This is a genomic window from Streptomyces sp. NPDC056160 (assembly GCF_042268205.1).
GTDB lineage: Bacteria > Actinomycetota > Actinomycetes > Streptomycetales > Streptomycetaceae > Streptomyces.
The window spans coordinates 67,129-80,255 of sequence record NZ_JBHJUW010000029.1; the positions used below are offsets into that span (position 1 = coordinate 67,129).

Sequence of the window (13,127 nt, forward strand, 5' to 3'; positions counted from 1 at the left end):
TTCCGTGAAGGGAACCGGACATGGGTCCCCATCCTGCGGTCGCGGCGATACGCCTGGCGGTACGCCGCGTCCTGAACGACATCCTCGACGAGCAGACCCCGGCCCCGCCCCCCGCCGGGCCGCTCCGCCCCGAACTCCAGACCGCGCACGCCGCGCAGACGGCGTACGGCGCCCAGGAGCGGTCCACCGCGCCCGGCCCGCGGCCCGCCCGGATGACCGGGCACCCCCCGCTGGGCGTGCCGACCCCCAGCCGCACCCCCTCGCGCGGCCTGTGTGCCGCCCAGCGGTCCCCGCACGACGACCGGCCCGGCCACGGGCGCCCCGAGGCGCCGCTCGTCCTCGTGGCCTGCTCCGGGGGCGCCGACTCCATGGCGCTCGCCTCCGCCCTCGCCTTCGAGGCGCCCAAGCTCGGCATCCGCGCCGGCGGCATCACCGTCGACCACGGCCTGCAGCCCGGCTCCGGCCTGCGCGCCGACGAGGTCGCCCAGCGGCTGCGCGACCTCGGCCTGGACCCGGTCGACGCCGTCGCCGTCACTGTGGGCCGCGACGGCGGCCCCGAGGCCGCCGCCCGCGACGCGCGCTACGCCGCCCTGGACGCCGCCGCCGACCGCCACGGCGCCCACGCGATCCTGCTCGGCCACACCCGCGACGACCAGGCGGAGACGGTCCTGCTCGGCCTCGCGCGCGGCTCCGGCATCCGCTCCCTGTCGGGCATGGCCGCGGTCTCGGGGGCCGGCGGCCGCTACCGGCGCCCGTTCCTGCACATCGACCGGCAGACCGCCCGCAAGGCCTGCATGGTCCAGTCGCTGCCCGTCTGGGACGACCCGCACAACGCCGACCCCGCCTACACCCGCTCCCGGCTGCGCCACGAGGGCCTGCCCGCCCTGGAGAAGGCCCTGGGCAAGGGCGTCGTCGAGGCCCTCGCCCGTACCGCCCAGCTCTCCCGCGACGACGCCGACGCCCTCGACGCCTGGGCCGGCCAGGCCGAGGCCACCGCCCGCGACGACGCCGGCTGCCTGGAGTGCGCCAAACTGCACGACCTGCCCCCCGCGGTCCGCCGCCGCGTCCTGCGCCGTGCCGCCATCGACGCCGGGTCCCCGGCCGGTTCCCTGTTCGCCCGCCACATCGAGGAGATCGACCGGCTGATCACCGGATGGCGTGGTCAGGGGGCCATCAACCTCCCGGGCAAAGTCGTCGCCCGGCGCCAGGGTGGCAGACTGGTGATTCGGCAAGGCTGAAACCTTCCCCCACGGGGAGGCGCCGGTCTCCCCGCCGGGGAGGCCCCCGGCGGCCGGACTCCCCGCCGGGAGGCCCGGAACAGCCGCGAGCCGTCAATGCGGGACGACCGACCGAAAGTGATGCGGGTGGACGCGAAAGACATGGGTGCCGACCTCCAGCAGGTGCTCATCACCAAGGAAGAGATCGACGCGAAGCTGGCCGAGCTGGCCGCGAAGATCGACGCGGAGTACGCGGGCAAGGACCTGCTGATCGTCGGAGTGCTCAAGGGCGCGGTCATGGTCATGGCCGACCTGGCGCGGGCGCTGTCCACCCCGCTCACCATGGACTGGATGGCCGTGTCCTCCTACGGCGCGGGCACCCAGTCCTCCGGTGTCGTGCGGATCCTCAAGGACCTGGACACCGACATCAAGGGCAGGCACGTCCTGATCGTCGAGGACATCATCGACTCCGGCCTGACCCTGTCCTGGCTGCTGTCCAACCTGGGTTCGCGCGAGCCGGCCTCCCTCAAGGTCTGCACGCTGCTGCGCAAGCCCGACGCCGCGAAGGTCGCCATCGACGTGGAGTGGGTCGGCTTCGACATCCCCAACGAGTTCGTCGTCGGCTACGGCCTGGACTACGCCGAGAAGTACCGCAACCTGCCGTTCGTCGGTACGCTCGCCCCCCACGTCTACGGCGGCTGACCACGGCGGGCTGACCCGGAAGGGCGCAGTCCGTACGGTGATCGGGAACCCCGGCGGCACCGGAGCCGTTGGAGCATGCAGACGGGAACGCCAGCTCTCCCGTGCGGCTTCGAGCCACAATGCTGGGGTACCGTCAGAAGAACTGTCTTATCAAACTCACTATGGCAGGAGGGACGGGGCGACACCGCTCCGTATGGATGGACGTGAAGCGATACTTCCGTGGGCCGGTCATGTGGATCGTGCTGGCCGTCCTTGCCGTGGTCGTGTTGATGCAGGTCGTCGGCTCGTCCGGCGGCTACAAGACGGTGGACACAGGCCAGGTCGTAGCAGCGATCAATGACAACCGGGTCCAGCAGGCCAAGCTGACCACCGGGGACGATCAGAGCATCAAGGTCGAACTCAAGGACGGCCAGAAGGTCTCCGGCAGCTCGAAGATCCAGGCCAGCTACATCGGCGACCAGGGCGCCGCCCTCGCCAACACGCTGCAGGACAAGTACCAGCACAAGCAGATCCCGGACGGCTACACGGTCTCGCCGTCCAAGCAGAACCCCTTCCTCGGCGTCCTGCTCACCCTGCTGCCCTTCGTTCTCATCGTCGTCGTCTTCCTGTTCCTGATGAACCAGATGCAGGGCGGCGGCTCCCGGGTGATGAACTTCGGGAAGTCCAAGGCCAAGCTCATCACCAAGGACACCCCGAAGACGACGTTCTCGGACGTCGCGGGCGCGGACGAGGCCGTCGAGGAACTCCACGAGATCAAGGAGTTCCTCCAGGAGCCGGCCAAGTTCCAGGCCGTCGGGGCGAAGATCCCCAAGGGCGTGCTGCTCTACGGCCCGCCCGGCACCGGCAAGACCCTGCTCGCGCGAGCCGTCGCGGGCGAGGCCGGCGTCCCGTTCTACTCGATCTCCGGTTCCGACTTCGTCGAGATGTTCGTCGGTGTCGGTGCCTCCCGTGTCCGTGACCTGTTCGAGCAGGCCAAGGCGAACGCCCCGGCGATCGTCTTCGTCGACGAGATCGACGCGGTCGGCCGCCACCGCGGCGCCGGCCTCGGCGGCGGTCACGACGAGCGCGAGCAGACGCTGAACCAGCTGCTCGTCGAGATGGACGGCTTCGACGTGAAGGGCGGCGTGATCCTCATCGCCGCCACCAACCGGCCCGACATCCTCGACCCGGCCCTCCTGCGCCCCGGCCGCTTCGACCGGCAGATCGCCGTCGACCGCCCGGACATGCAGGGCCGCCTGGAGATCCTCAAGGTCCACCAGAAGGGCAAGCCGGTCGCGAAGGACGTCGACCTGGCCGCGGTCGCCCGCCGCACCCCCGGCTTCACCGGTGCCGATCTGTCCAACGTGCTGAACGAGGCCGCGCTGCTCACGGCCCGCAGCGACCAGAAGCTGATCGACAACAAGATGCTGGACGAGGCGATCGACCGTGTGGTCGCGGGCCCGCAGAAGCGGACCCGGATCATGTCGGACAAGGAGAAGAAGATCACCGCGTACCACGAGGGCGGTCACGCCCTGGTCGCGGCGGCCTCGCCGAACTCCGACCCGGTCCACAAGATCACGATCCTCTCCCGCGGCCGGGCCCTCGGTTACACGATGGTCCTCCCGGACGAGGACAAGTACTCGACCACGCGCAACGAGATGCTGGACCAGCTGGCCTACATGCTCGGCGGTCGCGCGGCCGAGGAGCTGGTCTTCCACGACCCGACCACCGGCGCGGCGAACGACATCGAGAAGGCCACCTCCACGGCCCGCGCGATGGTCACGCAGTACGGCATGACCGAGCGTCTCGGCGCGATCAAGTTCGGCGGCGACAACACCGAGCCGTTCCTCGGCCGTGAGATGGCTCACCAGCGCGACTACTCGGAAGAGGTCGCCGCGCTGGTGGACGAGGAAGTCAAGAAGCTCATCGAGAACGCGCACAACGAAGCCTGGGAGATCCTGGTCGAGAACCGCGACGTCCTCGACAACCTGGTCCTGGCCCTGCTGGAGAAGGAGACGCTGGGCAAGGAGGAGATCGCCGAGGTCTTCGCCCCCATCGTCAAGCGCCCGCCCCGGCCCGCCTGGACCGGTTCCTCCCGCCGCACTCCGTCCACCCGCCCGCCGGTGCTCTCCCCCAAGGAGCTGGCCCTCACCAACGGGGCGAACGGCGCGACGGCGGCGATCAGCACCGTGAAGTCCACCGCCACGGAGCCCGCCCCGGCGACGGAGCAGACCCCGGAGGACCGCCCGGAGAGCTGACCGGAGCCCACCGGCCCCGGAATGTATGCCGCGCCCCCCAGGTTCTAGCCTGGGGGGCGCGGCATTTCGCATGCCCGCAGCTGAGACAGACAGGAACGAGGCTTCACATGACCGACCCCGTGACGCTGGACGTCGAGGGCGCCATCGGCGAGTTCGACGAGAAGCGCGCCGAGAACGCCGTGCGCGAACTCCTCATCGCGGTCGGCGAGGACCCGGACCGCGAGGGCCTGCGCGACACCCCGGCGCGAGTGGCGCGGGCGTACAAGGAGATATTCGCGGGGCTGTGGCAGAAGCCGGAGGACGTCCTGACGACGACGTTCGACCTGGGCCACGACGAGATGGTGCTGGTGAAGGACATCGAGGTCTTCTCTACCTGCGAGCACCACCTCGTGCCGTTCCGGGGGGTCGCCCACGTCGGGTACATCCCGGCCGGCAGCGGGAAGATCACGGGGCTGTCGAAGCTGGCCCGCCTCGTGGACGTCTACGCCCGCCGTCCGCAGGTGCAGGAACGTCTCACCACGCAGATCGCCGACTCGCTGATGGAGATCCTGGAGCCGCGGGGCGTCATCGTCGTCATCGAGTGCGAGCACATGTGCATGTCGATGCGGGGCATCCGCAAGCCCGGCGCGAAGACCATCACCTCGGCGGTGCGCGGCCAGCTGCGGGACGCGGCGACGCGCAACGAGGCGATGAGCCTCATCATGGCGCGCTGAGCGGCGGCGCCGCCGCTCAGTGGACGGTTCGAGGGAGGCGGCGGCTCAGGCCGCCGGCTCCGCGCTGCCGTGGTTCTCGTCGTCGTCCTCGGGGAGTTTGCAGACCCGTTCCAGGAACAGGGCCGCCGCTATCACCGCGAAGCCCGCCAGGACCGAGGAGCCGGCGTAGATGGCCTGGTCGCGGCGGGAGGGCAGGTCGAGGAGTTCCAGCAGGAAGACGCCGGCGCCGCCGTACATGCCGGCGACCAGGGCGGCGACCAGGGCGCTGGCCTGGCCGAAGACGACCGCGCGGGCGGCCATCAGCGGGTCGACGCCCTTGGCGCCGGGGCGGCGCTCGCGCTGGGCCTTCAGGCGGGCGCGCAGCGAGAGCGCCGTGGACAGCAGCACCACGGCGATCAGGGCGAGGACGATGGGGGCGGCCAGGGGGACGCTGGGCAGGGTCCCCACCGCGTTCCACAGGCGGGCGCCCGCCCAGGACAGCACTCCGGCGACGACGAACACGCCCGCCAGCACCCTGATGCGCAGCTCTTTCACGGTGTCCCTTCAGCTCCCCCGGACCGTGGTCGGGCGTCCCGGCGGCTCGTCCCGGCCCGGCCGCGGTTCGGCCGTGCCGTCCCTGGGCCGGGCGTCTGGATCTTCCTCGACCTTAACGACTACTCGGGCAGCCGGAGTTCCAGGTCCGCGCGCGGTGCGACACCCGTGCGCGTGACCGATGCCAGCAGTCCCGCCACCGCGCCCCGGCCGGGGAGCTGGGCCTCGGGGTCCACGTCGTGCCACGGCGCGAGGACGAAGGCGCGTTCGTGGGCGCGCGGGTGGGGAAGGGTGAGGAGCGGGTCGTCGGAGACGACGTCCGCGTAGGCGACGATGTCGACGTCGATGGTGCGCGGGCCCCAGCGTTCGTCGCGGACCCGGTGGAAGGCCTCCTCGATGGCGTGCGCGCGCTCCAGCAGGGAGGACGGCGGCAGGGTCGTCTTCAGGACCACGACCGCGTTGAAGTACGACGGCTGGGTGCCGGGCTCGACGCCCCACGGCTCCGTCTCGTAGACCGGGGAGACCGCCTTGATGCGGACGCCCGGGGTGTCCTCCAGCGCGTCGACGGCGCCCTGGAGGGTCTCCAGGCGGTTGCCGAGGTTGGAGCCGAGCGAGAGCACGGCCCGTTTCGGGTTGCTGAGCGTGGTGTCGGCTGCGTCGACCTGTTCGACGACGGCGGCCGGCACCGGCTGGACGGTCGGGTCGCTCTGACCCTGGAGGAAAGGTCGGGTCATACTCGGCTCCGGGTGATGGTGACGGTCACGTCGTCGAAGGGGACCGTGATCGGGGCGTCCGGCTTGTGCACGCACACCTCGACCTCCTGGACCCCTTCGTGCTTCAGGCAGGTCTGGGCGATCCGCTCGGCGAGCGTCTCGATGAGGTTCACCGGCTCGCCCTCCACCACGGCCACGACCTCCTCGGCCACGATGCCGTAGTGCACCGTCTTCGCCAGGTCGTCGTCGGCCGCGGCCTGCCGGGTGTCCACGCCCAGGACGAGGTCGACGAGGAAGGTCTGGCCCTCCTCGCGCTCCTTGGGGAACACACCGTGGTTCCCGCGGGCCTTCAGGCCGCGCAGCGCGACACGATCCACGCGAATCACTCCTGCAATCGTCGGTGGCGGTCGGTTCGTACCGCGTGCGGGCGGCACACCGGCCTCGGACGAATCTACCTGCGGGCACCGACATCGCCGGGACACGGGGGCACCGGGGCGAGCCGGGCCGGGCTGGCCCCACCCGGTGTTTTCCCTGGAGAACCGGGCCGCTCACGGCCTGCGGGCCGCCCGCGGCGCCGGGCCCGTGATTCCGGCCACTTCCGCGTCCGTGCCCGTCGCCTACCCACTCACGCCGGTGAGTCGTCCTCGTCCCCGGCGTCGTTTTCGGCCAGAACGGGGGAGGCGTGGTGGGACCAGAGCTTCCAGCCGAGCGGGGTGCGCCGGAACACGTTGGTGGCGACGACCAGCTGTCCGACCAGCGGGCCCAGCTCGTCGCCGGCGCCGGGGGCGGGGCCGCCGCTGAGGATGTTCTCGGTGCAGGTCACCAGGGCGGTGTCGCCGGTGACCGAGACGTGCACGTCGGTCAGGATGAACTGGATGTAGTCCGTGTTCGCCATGATCAGCGCGTAGCTGCGGAGCACCTCGCCGCGGCCGGTGAGGACCGGCCAGCCCGGGTGCACGCAGGAGATCACGCCGGTGTCGGCCGGATCGTGGTACTCCTCGTCGACGCCCAGGTCGGACGGGGTGAGCCAGAGGGAGGTCAGCTCCTCGAAGTCACCCTGCTCCAGCGCCTCGTAGAAGGCGGTGTTGGCCGCCTCGACCTGCTCGACATCGGTGTGGGGGGCGCTCACCGGGCTCCTTCTGGGGAGCGGGCCGGGTCCTCGGGGGTGCGGCCTCCGGCGGCGCGTGCCTCTTCCACGGCACGGGCGACCCGTACCGCGTCGGCCGTGGCGCGTACCTCGTGCACGCGGACCGCCCACGCGCCCGCGTGCGCCGCGAGCGCGGAGACGGCGGCCGTGGCGGCGTCGCGCTCCCGGGCGGGCGGCGGCGCGCCCTGCGGGCCGGCCAGCACCCGGCCGAGGAACCGCTTGCGGGAGGCGGCGACCAGCACGGGGTGGCCGAGGCCGCGCAGGCGGTCGAGGTGCGCCAGCAGTGTCAGGTCGTGCCCGGCGTCCTTGGAGAAGCCGAGGCCGGGGTCCACGACGACGCGGCCGGGGGCGATCCCGCCCTCCAGAACGGCCTCCACGCGCGCGTGCAGTTCGTCGGCGACCTCGGTGACCACGTCGGCGTAGGAGCCCTGGACGGTGCTGCCCTGGAGGAAGCCGCGCCAGTGCATGACGACGAAGGGGGCGCCGGCGTCGGCGACCACGGGGACCATGGCGGGGTCGGCGAGGCCGCCGCTGACGTCGTTGACAAGTGCCGCGCCCGCCGCGAGCGCCTGCTCGGCGACCCGGGCGCGCATGGTGTCGACGGAGATGGTGACGCCCTCGGCGGCGAGACCGCGGACGACGGGTATGACGCGCCGCAGCTCCTCGGACTCGTCGACGCGGGTGGCACCGGGGCGGGTGGACTCGCCGCCGACGTCGACCAGGTCGGCGCCCTGGGCCACCAGGTCGAGGCCGTGCTTGACGGCGGTCGTCGTGTCGAACCAGCGGCCGCCGTCGGAGAAGGAGTCGGGGGTCACGTTCACGACCCCCATGACCGCGCAGCGGTCCCATGCCGGTAGGCCCGTCACTCGGCCGCGCCCGCTCTGGTTGCTCATACGTTCAGCGTAGGCCCCGCGCCCGGCGGCGACCGCCCTGACCCGGGGGCGTGCGGCGGGTACGGACGCGGCCCGAGCGGCCGCCGCCTCCGGGTGGGGAGGCGGGTGGCCGCTCGGGCCGTGTCGGGGATGGTGGGCCGCCTCGGGCGGTGACCGACCGAGGCGGCCGGTCACCGCGGGTCACAGCGGGTCGCGTCGGGTCGCGTCGGTGTCAAGCCGCGCGGACGTCCCGTTCCGCCACCGCGTGCGCGCACGGGCGCTGGGAGGCGGCGCGGCGGCGGCGCAGGAAGCGCGGCATGGGCACCGCCAGGTTGACGAATCCCTCCGCCTGCATGGCGGCGAAGCCGATGCGGGCGAGGTCGGAGGAGGCGCGGTAGACGACGAACCGCGGTTCCCAGCGGGGCTGGAACTTGGCGTTGAACTTGTACAGCGACTCGATCTGGAACCACCGGGACAGGAACACCAGCAGTCCGCGCCAGGCGCGCAGCACCGGGCCCGCGCCGATCTTCTCGCCGCGTGCCAGCGCCGAGCGGAACATCGCGAAGTTGAGCGAGACGCGGCTGATGGCGAGCTTCGGGGCGGCCTGGAGCGCCGCCACGATCAGCAGTTCGTTCATGCCGGGGTCGGCGGAGCGGTCGCGCCGCATGAGGTCCAGGGAGACGCCGTCCTCGCCCCACGGCACGAAGTGCAGGATCGCCTTCAGGTCGCCGTACTCGCCGGGCTCGTCGTCCTGTTTGTGGGCCGTGGCTATCAGGCAGTCGCCGTCGGCCGGGTCGCCGATGCGGCCGAGCGCCATGGAGAAGCCGCGTTCGGTGTCGGTGCCGCGCCAGTCCTCGGCGGCGTTGCGGATGCGCTCCAGTTCGGCGTCGCCGAGGTCACGGATGCGCCGTACCCGGGTTTCGTAGCCGGCCCGTTCGATGCGCTTGACCATTTGGCGGACGTTTCGCATCGCGCGTCCGGCGAGGGAGAAATCCGCTACGTCGACCACCGCCTCGTCGCCCAGTTCCAGGGCGTCCAGGCCGGTCTCGCGGGTCCACACCTCGCCGCCGGTCTCGGAGCAGCCCATGACGGCGGGCGTCCAGGAGTGGGCCTTGGCCTCGTCCATGAAGCGTTCGATGGCGCCCGGCCAGGCCTCGACGTCGCCGATCGGGTCGCCGCTGGCGAGCATCACGCCGGAGACGACGCGGTAGGTCACCGCGGCCTTGCCGCTCGGGGAGAACACGACCGCCTTGTCGCGGCGGAGCGCGAAGTGGCCGAGGGAGTCGCGGCGTCCGTGCTTGGTCAGCAGGGCGCGCAGTTGGACCTCGTCCTCCTCGGTCAGCCGGGCGGCCGGGTGCTCGGGGCGGAAGGCCAGGTAGATCGTGGTGACCGCGGTGATCCAGCCGAGGGCGCCGAGGGAGAAGGCGACGGTCCAGGAGGTGTTGCCCTGGTAGTCGATCGGGCCTTCGAAGCCGATGAGGCCGTACACGACGTGGGTGAGGCGGTCCGCGACGCTCGGGTCGCCGACCATGCGGTGCGCGTGGACGCTGACGATGAGCATGCCCAGGGCCAGCGAACCCGCGCTCATCAGCACGAAGTTGGTCAGCGCCCGCCACCTGCTGCGCGGGTCCGGCAGCGCCGAGAACTCCTTGCGGTGCAGGAGCAGCGGAGTGAGCAGCGCCAGGGCGATGAGCACACCGACCAGGGAGTGCCGGTAGGCGAACTCGGCCGCCGCGCCGGCCGGCAGGAGCACCACGGCGGCGCGCCAGGCACGGCGCTTGCGCCGGCGCAGGCCGTGCGCGAGGAGCAGCAGGAGTACGCCCGCGCTGAGCGAGAGGGCGGCGGCGAACGGGCCGAACGAGCCAGGCAGCACCTCGGCCCAGGCGTGCATCCGGCTGTGCCGGAAGCGCGGGAAGACGCCCGCCGCGATGTCCAGGAGGCCCACGACCGCGCAGGCCCTGCCGATCAGCGTGGGGACGGCCTCGGGGCGCGGACCGCGCAGTATGCGCCGTACCCGACCCGATCGGCTCGGAACCCCGCCCGGCTTTTCCCCATCTATCCTGACAGACATCGCATCCCATAGTTCTGCGAGAGACCTTGAATCCGGTGCCGATCCGGGCATCCGGCGACATTGCGCCCTCTAGGACGGTGTCTGGGGGAGGAAGGTTCACTCCCCACCCGGAATCCGGGTCAAAGGCCAGGGAAAGCCCGGGGCAAGCTCGCGCCAAGGAGGTGCCGGCGGGCCGGGCATCGAGTGCAGTCAGGAAAGGCTCATGGGTCTCACGAGCAAGAAGGTGCTGGTACTGGCGGTGCTGTTCGCCGTACTGCTGTTCGTCGCCACGGTGTGGCTCTGGCCGCGTCTGGCGCGGCGCAGCTGGCCGTCGGTCGGCGGCCGGGTCGGCATCCTGCTGGTCACGCAGGCGGCGATCTTCGCGTGCGTCGGTCTCGCCGCCAACCAGGCCTTCGGCTTCTACGCCAGCTGGGCCGACCTGTTCGGCCAGGAGACCGACCAGGGCGTCGTCGTCGATCACGCCGCGGGCGGTTCGACGGGGCCGCTGCGGGTGGTCGGCACCCAGCAGGTGCAGCTGGCCGGCGGATCCCGGCCGCAGCTGACCGGGCAGATACAGAAGGTCGACATCGTGGGCCGCAGGTCCCACATCGCCTCGCCCGCCTTCATATACCTGCCGCCGGAGTACTTCCAGCCGCAGTACCGCACGCGTACGTTCCCCGCGTCCGTCGTCCTCACCGGTTACCCGGGCACCGCCCAGGCGCTCATCAGCAAGCTGAACTACCCTCGCACGGCCCAGCAGTTGGCCAAGACGGGCAAGATGCAGCCGATGATCCTGGTGATGCTGCGGCCGACGGTGGCGCCGCCGCGCGACACCGAGTGCGTGGACATCCCCCAGGGCCCGCAGACCGAGAAGTTCTTCGGCCGGGACCTGCCGGACGCCGTGGCCGCCCACTACCGGGTCGACAAGAAGCCGGGCGGCTGGGGCGTCGTGGGTGATTCCACGGGTGGATACTGCGCTCTGAAAATCGCCATGCACTATCCCGCGGTGTACGGCGCGGGTGCGGGTCTGTCGCCTTACTACAAGGCGCCGATCGACCCCACCACGGGTGATCTCTTCCACGGTGACAAGAATCTGAAGAATCGTGCCGACCTGGGCTGGAGCATCAAGCACCTGCCGGCTCCTGACACTTCCCTGCTCGTCACCAGCAGCAGGCAGGGAGAGAGCAACTACAAGTCCACGCTGAAGTTCATAGACGCGGCCAAGGCGACGAACAAGACCCGCGTCTCGTCGATCATCCTGGGCAGCGGCGGCCACAACTTCAACACGTGGAAGCGCGAGATCCCGGCGACGCTGCAGTGGATCAGCGCGCGACTGGCCGAGCGCTGAGAACGGGCGGGACCGGTCTCGGCGCACGGGACGGGGGCATCAGGAATGATCTTGAAAAGGGCCGGGAGTTCGATCGAACCGGCGCAGTACTCGGGTGGAACTCGGCCGTGTACGCGCGCGGGTAGCGGAACGGAACTCCTGATGCCCTGTGAAGGTTTCGGTATGGCCGCCTTTTTGCGGGGCGGCCCACCACGATTCGCCTACGCGCGGTAAGTTTCTGGCCATGCCACGTGGACGTCACCGCCATTCCCCTCCTTTGCACAGGCTGTTGCCGCCCTCGGCGATCGCCGGCGTCTCCCTCGTCTGCGCCCTGGGTCCCTGGGTCTCCACGGCACCGGTGGTCCTGCGGTCCCTCGCGGCGGCCGCCGCGGTGACGGCGGTCGCCGGTGCCGTCGTCCTGCGCCGCTGGGACACCCAGGCGGGCCGCAAGGTGGCCGACCTCACGCGCGCGCGGGCGAGCGACGAGTGGCGCTTCGAGGAACGCGTCGCCGAACTCGAATCGGACCTGGAGGAGTCGCGCGAACTGCGCGTCCGCCTCGATCAGAAGCTGCGGGCCAAGCGGTCGGAACTGGCACGGCTGCGCAACGAGCACGCCTCGCTGCTGCGGCGGTACGCCACGGCCGAGACCGAGCGCGCGAGCGCGCTGGAGGGTCGCCGCCTGCTGGAACTGGAGGCGGTGGCCGAGCTGCCCGCGCTGCCCGCGGCCCCGGGCGGGGCCCTCACGCCGGCCCGCACGGAGCCGGCGGGCCGCGGGACCGTGGCGACGGGGTCGGTGGCGGCCGGCGCGGCGGCAGCCGGATCAGTGGACGGCGCGCCCGTGAAGGCGGGTGCCACGGAGACCGGTTCCACGCGGACGGGATCGGTGGAGGCCGGTTCGGTCGGGGCCGGGTCCGCGGACGAGGAGCCGGCGGTCGTGGCGCCCGCTGTGTTCTCCCCGGCGGGCTCCGAACTGTTCGGGCGGGCGATGGCCGCGCTGGCGCGGTTCGGCGCGGGCGGCGACCGGCCCGGGGACGCGGTGGACGCGGTGGCGAAGGAGCCGGCGGTCGAGGAGGCCCCTGAGGCGGGATCGTCCGGCGGCGCTGCCGGCCCGGCCGAACCGGCCCCCGCGCGGGAGGACGATCCGGAGGGGAAGCCCGAGGCGGCCGATGCGCACGAGCACCCGGCCGCCGCCCACCCGACGGACGGCCCGGACCGGTCGGCCGAGCCGGAGTCGGCCGAGCCGGAGTCGGCCGGGCCGGCGATGGCCGAGCCGGCGATGGCCGAGGTTGCGGAGTCGGCCGAGGTCGCGGTGGTCGTGCCGGGCGGACCGGTCCGGCAGCCCACCGGGCACTACGCCGTGCCGACCGCGGTGGCCGTCGTGCCGCCCGCGCCCGCGCGGCGTCCGGTGACCGGGGGCGGGTTCGACTTCTTCGGTACGCAGAAGGGGGCGCCGCCCGCCGCCCTGGAGGCCGTCCAGAACGAGGACCTGGCCGACGTGGTCGGTCAGGAGGCGCTCGCACTGCACGAGGCCGAGGCCGCCGCCGGGTCCGCTGACGGTGGACCGTCCGACGCGGACGCCGGCGGCCGGGCCGGGGGGGGGCGTGGAGGCGTGGTCAGG

The 13,127-nt window shown here is 72.1% G+C and carries 12 protein-coding genes; 6 read left to right on the forward strand and 6 right to left on the reverse strand.

Going from position 1 to position 13,127, the window contains the following annotated elements; translation table 11 throughout:
• Nucleotides 1-20: 20 nt before the first annotated feature.
• From tilS to folE, 4 genes are all read left to right on the forward strand, one after another.
• A complete protein-coding gene (gene tilS / locus ACFC02_RS13830; protein ID WP_376356147.1) occupies nucleotides 21-1,238 on the forward strand; it encodes a tRNA lysidine(34) synthetase TilS in 1,218 nt (405 codons plus the stop codon).
• A 120-nt stretch (nucleotides 1,239-1,358) separates the two neighbouring features.
• A complete protein-coding gene (gene hpt, locus ACFC02_RS13835) occupies nucleotides 1,359-1,919 on the forward strand; it encodes a hypoxanthine phosphoribosyltransferase (RefSeq protein WP_037850917.1) in 561 nt (186 codons plus the stop codon).
• A 197-nt stretch (nucleotides 1,920-2,116) separates the two neighbouring features.
• Entirely contained in the window at nucleotides 2,117-4,156 is a 2,040-nt protein-coding gene (gene ftsH / locus ACFC02_RS13840) for an ATP-dependent zinc metalloprotease FtsH (RefSeq protein ID WP_360971041.1), read from the forward strand.
• Between the two features lie 107 nt (nucleotides 4,157-4,263).
• Nucleotides 4,264-4,869: a GTP cyclohydrolase I FolE gene (folE, locus tag ACFC02_RS13845; RefSeq protein ID WP_360971038.1), complete on the forward strand. Its 606-nt coding sequence runs from the start codon at nucleotides 4,264-4,266 to the stop codon at nucleotides 4,867-4,869.
• A gap of 45 nt (nucleotides 4,870-4,914) precedes the next feature.
• Here the strand turns inward: folE and ACFC02_RS13850 are convergent, their stop codons facing one another.
• From ACFC02_RS13850 to ACFC02_RS13875, 6 genes are all read right to left on the reverse strand, one after another.
• A complete protein-coding gene (locus tag ACFC02_RS13850; RefSeq protein WP_376356150.1) occupies nucleotides 4,915-5,403 on the reverse strand; it encodes a DUF3180 domain-containing protein in 489 nt (162 codons plus the stop codon).
• A gap of 119 nt (nucleotides 5,404-5,522) precedes the next feature.
• Complete coding sequence (gene folK / locus ACFC02_RS13855) at nucleotides 5,523-6,134, reverse strand: 2-amino-4-hydroxy-6-hydroxymethyldihydropteridine diphosphokinase (protein WP_376356151.1); 612 nt, start codon at nucleotides 6,132-6,134, stop codon at nucleotides 5,523-5,525.
• Nucleotides 6,131-6,490 (reverse strand): dihydroneopterin aldolase, encoded by a 360-nt coding sequence (gene folB, locus ACFC02_RS13860; protein ID WP_360971029.1) that lies wholly within the window; start codon nucleotides 6,488-6,490, stop codon nucleotides 6,131-6,133. Before folB ends, folK begins: the two co-directional genes overlap by 4 nt.
• A gap of 248 nt (nucleotides 6,491-6,738) precedes the next feature.
• Nucleotides 6,739-7,242 carry a nuclear transport factor 2 family protein gene (locus tag ACFC02_RS13865; RefSeq protein WP_376356154.1) on the reverse strand — a complete coding sequence of 168 codons (504 nt, stop codon included), beginning with the start codon at nucleotides 7,240-7,242 and terminating at the stop codon, nucleotides 6,739-6,741.
• Nucleotides 7,239-8,153 (reverse strand): dihydropteroate synthase, encoded by a 915-nt coding sequence (gene folP / locus ACFC02_RS13870; RefSeq protein WP_376356156.1) that lies wholly within the window; start codon nucleotides 8,151-8,153, stop codon nucleotides 7,239-7,241. Before folP ends, ACFC02_RS13865 begins: the two co-directional genes overlap by 4 nt.
• 211 nt (nucleotides 8,154-8,364) lie before the next feature.
• Nucleotides 8,365-10,203 carry a phosphatidylglycerol lysyltransferase domain-containing protein gene (locus ACFC02_RS13875; RefSeq protein WP_376356158.1) on the reverse strand — a complete coding sequence of 613 codons (1,839 nt, stop codon included), beginning with the start codon at nucleotides 10,201-10,203 and terminating at the stop codon, nucleotides 8,365-8,367.
• A 202-nt stretch (nucleotides 10,204-10,405) separates the two neighbouring features.
• Between ACFC02_RS13875 and ACFC02_RS13880 the strand changes: the two genes are divergently transcribed.
• Together ACFC02_RS13880 and ACFC02_RS13885 are read left to right on the forward strand one after the other, a co-directional pair.
• Complete coding sequence (locus ACFC02_RS13880) at nucleotides 10,406-11,530, forward strand: alpha/beta hydrolase (RefSeq protein ID WP_376356160.1); 1,125 nt, start codon at nucleotides 10,406-10,408, stop codon at nucleotides 11,528-11,530.
• Between the two features lie 256 nt (nucleotides 11,531-11,786).
• The coding region (locus ACFC02_RS13885; RefSeq protein WP_376356162.1) for a hypothetical protein at nucleotides 11,787-13,127 on the forward strand (1,341 nt) is incomplete at its 3' end.

Bases quoted from the DNA above. Each gene is read 5' to 3' on its own strand.
- ACFC02_RS13875 (WP_376356158.1), bottom strand. From the start codon at position 10,203: ATGTCTGTCAGGATAGATGGGGAAAAGCCGGGCGGGGTTCCGAGCCGA.
- folE (WP_360971038.1), top strand. From the start codon at position 4,264: ATGACCGACCCCGTGACGCTGGACGTCGAGGGCGCCATCGGCGAGTTC.
- ftsH (WP_360971041.1), top strand. From the start codon at position 2,117: ATGGACGTGAAGCGATACTTCCGTGGGCCGGTCATGTGGATCGTGCTG.
- folK (WP_376356151.1), bottom strand. From the start codon at position 6,134: ATGACCCGACCTTTCCTCCAGGGTCAGAGCGACCCGACCGTCCAGCCG.
- ACFC02_RS13880 (WP_376356160.1), top strand. From the start codon at position 10,406: ATGGGTCTCACGAGCAAGAAGGTGCTGGTACTGGCGGTGCTGTTCGCC.
- hpt (WP_037850917.1), top strand. From the start codon at position 1,359: ATGCGGGTGGACGCGAAAGACATGGGTGCCGACCTCCAGCAGGTGCTC.
- tilS (WP_376356147.1), top strand. From the start codon at position 21: ATGGGTCCCCATCCTGCGGTCGCGGCGATACGCCTGGCGGTACGCCGC.
- folP (WP_376356156.1), bottom strand. From the start codon at position 8,153: ATGAGCAACCAGAGCGGGCGCGGCCGAGTGACGGGCCTACCGGCATGG.